Annotated in this window: 7 protein-coding genes and 1 tRNA gene; 3 read left to right on the plus strand and 5 right to left on the minus strand. The window is 73.8% G+C overall.

Annotated features, from left to right (window positions below; all coding sequences use genetic code 11):
* Nucleotides 1-150 precede the first annotated feature (150 nt).
* Nucleotides 151-1,431, minus strand: a complete 1,281-nt coding sequence (locus tag NWP10_RS09460; RefSeq protein ID WP_017489346.1) for a Glu/Leu/Phe/Val dehydrogenase — start codon at nt 1,429-1,431, stop codon at nt 151-153.
* 479 nt (nt 1,432-1,910) lie between these two features.
* Between NWP10_RS09460 and NWP10_RS09465 the strand changes: the two genes are divergently transcribed.
* On the plus strand, nt 1,911-2,870 hold the full coding sequence (locus NWP10_RS09465) for an HpcH/HpaI aldolase/citrate lyase family protein (RefSeq protein WP_375162481.1): 960 nt from the start codon (nt 1,911-1,913) through the stop codon (nt 2,868-2,870).
* A 111-nt stretch (nt 2,871-2,981) separates the two neighbouring features.
* Here the strand turns inward: NWP10_RS09465 and tctA are convergent, their stop codons facing one another.
* The 3 genes from tctA to NWP10_RS09480 are packed head-to-tail and all read right to left on the minus strand — an operon-like array spanning nt 2,982 to nt 6,053.
* Nucleotides 2,982-4,487, minus strand: coding sequence for a tripartite tricarboxylate transporter permease TctA (gene tctA, locus NWP10_RS09470; RefSeq protein ID WP_258300725.1), 1,506 nt, complete (start codon nt 4,485-4,487; stop codon nt 2,982-2,984).
* A 1-nt stretch (nt 4,488) separates the two neighbouring features.
* Nucleotides 4,489-5,049 carry a tripartite tricarboxylate transporter TctB family protein gene (locus NWP10_RS09475; protein ID WP_065572759.1) on the minus strand — a complete coding sequence of 187 codons (561 nt, stop codon included), beginning with the start codon at nt 5,047-5,049 and terminating at the stop codon, nt 4,489-4,491.
* Entirely contained in the window at nt 5,046-6,053 is a 1,008-nt protein-coding gene (locus NWP10_RS09480; protein WP_309137718.1) for a tripartite tricarboxylate transporter substrate-binding protein, read from the minus strand. Before NWP10_RS09480 ends, NWP10_RS09475 begins: the two co-directional genes overlap by 4 nt.
* 176 nt (nt 6,054-6,229) lie before the next feature.
* Here NWP10_RS09480 and NWP10_RS09485 point away from each other — a divergent pair, with 176 nt between their 5' ends.
* On the plus strand, nt 6,230-6,580 hold the full coding sequence (locus tag NWP10_RS09485) for a universal stress protein (RefSeq protein WP_017489351.1): 351 nt from the start codon (nt 6,230-6,232) through the stop codon (nt 6,578-6,580).
* 173 nt (nt 6,581-6,753) lie between these two features.
* On the opposite strand, the gene NWP10_RS09490 is transcribed toward NWP10_RS09485, so the two are convergent.
* Nucleotides 6,754-6,837, minus strand: a tRNA-Leu gene (locus NWP10_RS09490).
* A 248-nt stretch (nt 6,838-7,085) separates the two neighbouring features.
* Here NWP10_RS09490 and NWP10_RS09495 point away from each other — a divergent pair.
* Nucleotides 7,086-7,620: DUF3662 domain-containing protein (locus tag NWP10_RS09495; RefSeq protein ID WP_258300724.1), on the plus strand; the 535-nt coding region annotated here is incomplete at its 3' end.

Genomic DNA, 7,620 nt, shown 5'->3' on the forward strand with positions numbered 1-7,620 from the left:
GGCCTCGGCGCCGTGCCCGCGCTGATCGGCGTGACGACGCTCGTCTCCGGGCCCTGACCCCGCCGGGGGCCGGGCTCGGGCCGACGATGCGCGGGCCGCGCCCGGGCGGGCTGTGCCCGTGCGGGCCTCAGGCGGGCGCGCCGCCGACGATCACGGGTAGAGGCCGCGGGTGCGGTGCGCCTCGGCGACCCGCTTGACCGCGAGCACCGTGGCCGCCTCGCGCAGCGTGAGGTCGTGCTCCCGGGCCGCGGCCTGCACCGCCTCCCAGGCCAGCACCATGCGCCGCTCGAGGCGCTCGGCCACCTCCTCGCGGGTCCACCAGTAGGCCTGGTTGGCCTGCACCCACTCGAAGTAGGAGACGATCACGCCGCCGGCGTTGGCGAGGATGTCCGGGACCACGAGCACGTCGTTCTCGTTGAGGATGCGGTCCGCCTCGCCGGTGGTGGGGCCGTTCGCGCCCTCCACCACCACGCGGGCACGCACCCGCCCGGCGTTCTCCGCGGTGAGCACGCCCTGCACCGCGGCCGGGACCACGAGGTCGACGTCGGCCAGGAGCAGCTCGTCGGCGTCCATCGCATCGGTGCCGGGGCAGTCCACCACCGTGCCGGTCTCCGCGACGTGGGCGGACAGCGCGGCGAAGTCCACGCCGTCGTCGCGGCGCACGGCGCCGTACTGGTCCGAGACCGCCACGACCTTCACGCCGGCCGCCGCGAGCAGCTCCACCGTGCCGGCGCCGACCTTGCCGAAGCCCTGGACCGCCGCCGTCGCCCCCTGCGGGTCGATGCCGCGGTCCCGCAGGGCCGCGAGCGCCACGTGCACCACGCCCTCCGACGTGGCGGAGGCGCGGCCGAGGGAGCCGCCGAGGGAGACGGGCTTGCCGGTGACTGCGCCGAGCGTGGTGTGGCCGACGTTCACCGAGTAGGTGTCCATCATCCAGGCCATGGTCTGCTCGTCCGTGCCCATGTCCGGGGCGGGGATGTCCACCTCGGGGCCGATGATCGGCTGGATCTCCGAGGTGTAGCGGCGGGTGACGCGCTCGAGCTCCGCCTTCGAGTACTTGCGCGGGTCGATGGACACGCCGCCCTTCGCGCCGCCGTAGGGGACGTCGACGAGCGCGCACTTCCAGCTCATCCACATAGCCAGCGCGCGCACCTCGTCCAGGTCCACGTCCGGGCTGAAGCGCACGCCGCCCTTGGCGGGGCCGCGGGAGATGTTGTGCTGCACGCGGTAGCCGCGCAGGACCTCCACGGCGCCGTCGTCGCGGCGCAGGGGGATGGAGACGGAGAGCTCGCGGCGCGGGGCCGCGAGGGTCTGGTGCAGGCCCTCGTCGTAGCCGAGCGTGCGCACCGCGGCGGCCAGCTGGGCCAGCGCGTTGTCGAGCGGGGAGGACGGGGCGGCTGCGGCCTCGTCCGGGGCGGGGATCCTCGTCATTGAGCGTCCTCGAGTCGGGGTCGGTTCATGGAACGGCCCGGGAGGACGCATGGGCGGCCGCGCGCCGTTGCGCGGCCGGCGTCCTCGCGAGCTCCGCAGAACGGTACGGCCCGCGCCGCACCGCGTCACCCCCTTCGGGCCGGGACCGGACGGGTCGGCGCGAGGGCCGCCCCGCGGTGGACTTTCCGACGGCGCGGCCCGCGCGCGGGACGGTTCCGTCGCTGGAAGGTGACGTGGCACACACGGGCGTGTACTGTGCTTGGTAGCGCCGCACACCCGTGGCGCCCTTCGGCGTCCATCCCGCGCCGCTCCTGTTGGGCCCACCTGGTCCGTCCCCCGGTCGTCCGCCGCGCGAGGCACCCTGCCCGCGGCCCGCACGTCCCGACGCCGCCAGTCCCCGCCCGGATCGCCGTCCCCCTCTCGCCCCTGCGCGAGAGGCCGGCTCCGGCGCCCGCCCCGTGAAGGAGCCCCCCGTGACCATGACCCTGCCCGCCTCCCTCTCCCCCTCCCCCGCGTTCCAGTCCGTGCCGGGCCAGCGCATCGACCCCGAGCTCGCCCGCTCCTGGCTGCTGGTCAACGCCGCCCAGCCCGAGCGCTTCCAGGCCGCCGAGGACTCGGCCGCGGACATCGTCATCCTCGACATCGAGGACGCCGTGGCCCCCAAGGACAAGGACCGGGCCCGCGCGGACGCGCTCGCCTGGCTGACCTCCGGCCACACCGGCTGGGTCCGCCTGAACGGGTACGGCTCGAAGTGGTGGGAGGACGACGTCGCGGCGCTCGCCGAGGCCCTGCCCGCGCACCTGGGCGGGCCGGTGGCCGAGGGCGGCCTGGCCGGCGTCGTGCTGGCGATGGTGGAGTCCACGGACCACGTGAACGAGACCGCCCGCCGCCTGCCCGGCGTGCCCGTGGTGGCGCTCGTGGAGACGGCGCGCGGGCTGCAGCGGATCGACTCGATCGCCGCGGCGAAGGGCACGTTCCGCCTGGCGTTCGGCATCGGCGACTTCCGGCGCGACACGGGCCTGGGCGAGTCGCCGATGGCGCTGGCCTACACCCGCTCCCAGTTCACGATCGCGGCGAAGGCCACGGGCCTGCCCGGCGCGATCGACGGCCCCACCGTGGGCTCCACCGGCGTGAAGCTCGCCGAGGCGACGGCGGTGACCGCGGAGTTCGGCATGACCGGCAAGCTCTGCCTCGCCCCGGAGCAGTGCGCGGCCGTGAACGAGGGGCTCAGCCCGTCCCAGGAGGAGCTGGCGTGGGCGCACGAGTTCCTCGCGGACTTCGAGGCCGACGGCGGGCAGATCCGCAACGGCTCCGACCTGCCGCGCAAGGCGCGCGCGGAGAAGATCCTGGGGCTGGCCGCGGCGTTCGGGGTGCAGTCCACGCGGTACCCGGACCAGGACAACTCGGTCTCGGCCCCGTCGGACACGTACCACTACTGAGCGGGGCCGCCGCCCACCAGAAACGCGGGTTGAGTTGTCACGGATGCGGAGGCCGCACACCGGTGACAACTCAACCCGCGTTGCCTCGGGGGGCGCGGATCCCGCCTCCGCTCACACGTCCTGGCGCGTCCGGCGCACGACGGCGGCCCGCACGGAGAACGCCAGCACGATCGCCAGGATCCCGTAGATCACCCACGTGATGGGGGTGGAGACGAGCACGGCCGGGTCGCCCACCGAGCTGAGCAGGGCGTCACGCAGGCTGGTCTCCGCGAGCGGGCCGAGCACCATGCCGATCATCAGCGGCGCCAGCGGATAGCCGTACCGCCGCATCAGGAAGCCCAGCACGCCGATCCCCAGGAGCATCAGCAGGTCGAACACCGCGCCCGTGGTGGCGTAGATGCCCAGCCCGCAGAACAGCGTGATCCCCGCGTAGAGGTAGTGCTTCGGGATGAGCAGGAGCTTGGCCCACAGCTGCGCGAACGGCAGGTTGATCGCCAGCAGCACGATCATCGCGATGAAGAAGCTCGCCAGCAGCGCCCACACGAGGTCCGGGCTGCGGTCGAACAGCAGGGGGCCGGGCTGCAGCCCGTACTGGCGGAACGCCGCCAGCATGATGGCCGCCGTCGCGGAGACGGGCAGGCCGAGCGTGAGCAGCGCGCCCATCGCCATGCCGGTGGTCGAGTTGCCCGCGGCCTCCGGGGCCGCCAGCCCGCGGATCGCGCCGCGGCCGAACTGCGGATTCGCCCGGCGCCGGTCCAGGCGCCGCTCGGCCGAGTACGCCAGGAACGTCGGCACCTCGGAGCCGCCCACCGGCACGATGCCGAACGGCAGGCCGATCGCCGTGCCGCGCAGCCACGCCGGGGCGGCCTCACGGAACTCGGCGCCCGAGAGCCACGGCCGGCCGGTGCGACGGATGCGCAGGTCCTCGTGCTCACGGCGCACCCGGGAGGCCACGTGGAACACCTCGCCGAGCGCGAGGATCGCCACCGTGACGGTCACGAGCGGGATGCCGTCGAACAGCTGCGGGGAGCCCATCGTGAAGCGCTCGGCGCCGGTCACCGCATCGATCCCGACGACGGCGATGCCCAGTCCCAGCACGAGGGAGGCCAGGCCGCGCAGCACCGAGTCCGCGACCACCGAGGAGGTGGCCACGAACGCGAAGAGCGCGAGCGCGAAGTACTCCGCGGGACCGAAGCGCGTGGAGAACTCCGCCAGGACGGGGGCGAGGAACACGACGCACACCGAGGCCACCATGCCGCCGATGAAGGCGCCGAGCGCCGCCGTCGCCAGGGCCTGGGCCGCCCGGCCGTCCTGGGCCATGCGGTGGCCCTCGAACGTGGAGGCGATGGCCGAGGCCTGGCCGGGGGTGTTCATGAGGATGGCCATGGTGGAGTCGCCGAAGAGGCCGCCGAAGTACACGCCGGCGAACATGATGAACGCGGCGGTGGGCTCGAGGGCGAAGGTCATGGGCAGCAGCAGGGCCACGGCCATCGAGGAGCCCAGTCCGGGCATCACGCCGACCGCGGTGCCGAGCAGACAGCCCAGCACCACCCAGAGCAGGTTCATGGGGGTGAGGGCTCCGGCGAAGCCCTCCATGAGGAGTCCGAGGGTCTCCATGTCAGAAGCCACCTCCCAGGATGCCCGAGGGCAGGGTCAGGCCCAGGGCCACCGCGAAGCCGAGGTAGGCCAGCGAGGAGACGAACAGGGCGACGAGGATGTCGAACACGGGGTGCGGGGCGCCGAACGCGCGCGTGATGCACCAGAACAGCAGCGCCCCGGCGAGGATCCACCCCAGCCAGGGCAGCAGGACGGCGAACGCGAGGAAGCCGAGGAAGCACCAGGCCAGCGCGCCGAAGTCCGAGTGGAACAGGGTCAGCGGGCCGGCCGCCTGGCCGACCTCGCCGTCCGCGTCGGCCTGACCCTCGGGGGCCTGGCGCACGCGCACGACCTCCACCGCGAGCGCGGCGGCGATCACGAGGCCCGCGACCGCGAGGATCAGCGGGAAGAAGTCCGGGCCGGGGAAGTCGGCGCCGTCGGTGTCCATGGCCAGGGACCCCACCAGCAGGTAGAGGCTGAACGCGGCCAGCACGGCCGGCATGACGAGTCCGGAGAGCCCGGCGGCGCGCCCCCAGCGGGAGGGGGCGTCGGCGGCGGGGGGGACGGTGGATGCGTGGCTCACTTGATCTCCTCCGTCAGCGTGCCGATGCGCTCCTTCTCGGCGGCGATGAACTCCTCGAGTTCGGTGCCGGAGAGGGGCACGGGGTTCCAGTAGTTGCGCTGCACCGCCTCCTTCCACTCGGGGGTGTCGACCGCCTCGGCGATGAGGGTCTCGAGCTCGGTGCGCTCCTCCGCGGAGACGCCCGGGGGCACGAACAGGGCGCGCCAGTTGGTGAGCGTGACGTCGTAGCCCTGGGAGCGCAGGGTCGGGATCTCCTCGACGCCGGCCAGCGGCTCGGCCGCCACCACGCCGAGGGCGCGCAGTCGGCCGGCCTGGACCTGCGGGTAGATGTCCGCGAAGCCGCCGGCGGAGGCCTGGGCGGTGCCGTTGAGCAGGGCCTGGATGGCCTCGCCGCCGCCGTCGGACGGGATGTAGGTGGTGTCCGCGACCGGCACGTCGGCCGTGCGGGCGATGTCCGCCATGACGAGCTGGTCGAAGGAGCCGCCGCCGGTCCACGCCAGGTGGGCGGGATCGGCGCGCCAGGCGGTCGCCAGGTCGTCCATGCTCCGGTACGGCGAGTCCGCCGGGACCACCACGAGGCTGTACTCCTCGACGACGCGGCTGACCGCGGTGACCTGGGAGAGCTCGGGGCCGGTGCCACGGGCCGCGTGGGCGGCGATCTGGCCGGTGCCGCCCACCATGAGGTTGTTCGCGTCCTCGAGCGTGGTCAGCTGACCGAGGGCGATGTTGCCACCGGCGCCGGGGATGTTGACCACCTGGACGTTGTTCACGAGCCCGTTGACGCGCATCGCCTGCTGCATCTCACGCTGGAACGAGTCCCAGCCGCCGCCGGCGGCCGCGGGTGCGATGAGGCTGAGGTTGGTGCGGATGTCATTGCCGCCGGAGGCCGAGCGGATGGAGAAGGCGGAGGCCGCGAGCACGGTGAGCACCGCGATCACGCTGAAGACGATCCGGCCGATCCCCATGCGTCGGCGCGGGGCGCCGTCGGGGGAGGTGGAGGACATGGCGGTTCCTAACAGGGACACCCCGCCGCCAGAGAGTGACGTCGGGGACAGGTACGAGTGGTGGAGGTCACGGTAACAGCGTGGCGGGGCTGCGTGCGCTCTGCGTCCGCAGAGTGACCGACGACAATCGGCCTGGGTGGTGACGGGGGCCGCGTCCATGGCGCACAGTGGTGCCCATGACGATCATCAGCACCGGAACCAGCACCCCTGAGAGCGCCGCGGCCTGGCGGGCCGCCCTGGCCGAGGCGGCCCTGCGCGGGGAGGACGTGGTCTGGTTCTCCCTTGACGGGACCGAACCGGACGAGGCGGAGGCGCGCGAGGCCGGCGTCGCCGTGTCCGTGGCGCACGCCCAGGAGCGCGGCCGGGACGCCGTCGGCGACCTGCTCGAGCACGCCGAGCGTGTGGGCGCGAGCCGGATCGTGGTGGGCGTGAAGCACCGTTCCCCCGTGGGCAAGCTGCTGCTGGGATCCGCCGCGCAGCAGATCATCCTCGAGGCGCGCGTCCCGGTGGTGTGCGTCAAGCCGTGAGGGCCGGCGTCGGGCGGGCGGCCCTGCGCCCGGCCCACCCTGGCGTTTGGGGGCGGTTTCGGGCGGTATCCGGCGTGGATACCGCCCGAAACCGCCCCCAGCCGGCGAGTGAGGACCCGCCTGGGAACGCCGAAGGCCCCGGAACCACACGGTTCCGGGGCCTTCGTCCTCGGTGCGCGAGGGGGGACTTGAACCCCCACGTCCTTGCGAACACTGGCACCTGAAGCCAGCGCGTCTACCAATTCCGCCACTCGCGCGAGCGGCTTCCTGATCTCGGTCCGGACATCCGGCGACCGTCACAGGCAGCGAGGAACACTCTAACCCCCGCCCGCCCGGGCGTGCAAATCGGCCCCGACACCCACCCCCGTGTCCCCGCCACTCCCGTGGCTCACCCCTCCGGCACCTCTCCCGCCCGCGCTCCACCCCGCTGAATCCCGCTGTTCTCGGCGGTCTCCCAGCCCGGCCCGTAGTATCGGGACGGACAACTGTGGAAAGGGGCCCCTGAGTGGGACTTCTGGACAACCTCGAACGCGGTCTCGAGAGGGCCGTGCGATCGGCCTTCTCGGCCGGCGGTCCGCGGGCGGTGAAGCCGGTGGAGATCGCCTCGGCCCTGCGGCAGGCGATGGACGACGAGTCGTTCGCGCTGTCGGAGGGCCACACGGTGGCGCCCAACGACTACGTGGTCCACTTCTCCCCCGCCGACTTCGAGCGCGCCCGCTCGTGGGGCGCGGCCCTCGCCAACGAGCTGTGCGACGAGGTCATCCGCCACGCCGACTCCCAGCAGTACGCGCTGCCTGGCTCGGTCCGCGTCGCATTCCACCCGGACGAGGACGTGCGCCCCGGCGATCTGCGCGTGGTCACCCGCCTGGACGACGGCTCGATCTCCGTCCCCGCCACCCACGACGACGACGGCGCCTCCTCCGCCACCGCCCGCGGCCCGCGGGCCGCGGCGCCGGCCCCGGATCGCCTGGTCGAGGACGTGCCCGTGGCCGCTCCGCATCCGGCCCCCGAGGCGCCCGCCCCGCGCGTCGAGCCCCGCC

This window comes from Micrococcus sp. HG099, from assembly GCF_024723355.1.
GTDB lineage: Bacteria > Actinomycetota > Actinomycetes > Actinomycetales > Micrococcaceae > Micrococcus > Micrococcus endophyticus.